Origin of the sequence: Vibrio sp. 10N.286.48.F5 (genome assembly GCF_041469785.1) — a bacterium.
In the GTDB taxonomy this organism is placed as follows: Bacteria; Pseudomonadota; Gammaproteobacteria; order Enterobacterales; family Vibrionaceae; genus Vibrio; species Vibrio crassostreae_C.
The window spans coordinates 1-244 of record NZ_JBFRLG010000067.1 but is presented as its reverse complement, the minus strand read 5'-3'; the positions used below and the strand labels follow the sequence as shown (position 1 = coordinate 244).

The window sequence follows — 244 nt, the reverse complement described above, 5'->3', positions numbered from 1 at the left end:
AATGGTGGGTCGTGCAGGATTCGAACCTGCGACCAATTGATTAAAAGTCAACTGCTCTACCAACTGAGCTAACGACCCAATGGTATCCCGTAGGGGAGTCGAACCCCTGTTACCGCCGTGAAAGGGCGGTGTCCTAGGCCTCTAGACGAACGGGACACTGCAATTCATCTCTACTTTAAAAGTAGAAACAAACTTCGAAGAACTTGGGAGTTCTTCATCTCTTTACTTTTCTAAACCTAATCAA

General features: G+C 46.3%; 2 tRNA genes. Both read right to left on the bottom strand.

Features of this window, described 5'->3' with window-relative positions:
• Positions 1 to 2: 2 nt before the first annotated feature.
• Positions 3 to 78, bottom strand: a tRNA-Lys gene (locus AB4185_RS21725).
• A gap of 2 nt (positions 79 to 80) precedes the next feature.
• Positions 81 to 156 (bottom strand) — tRNA-Glu (locus AB4185_RS21720).
• Positions 157 to 244 lie beyond the last annotated feature (88 nt).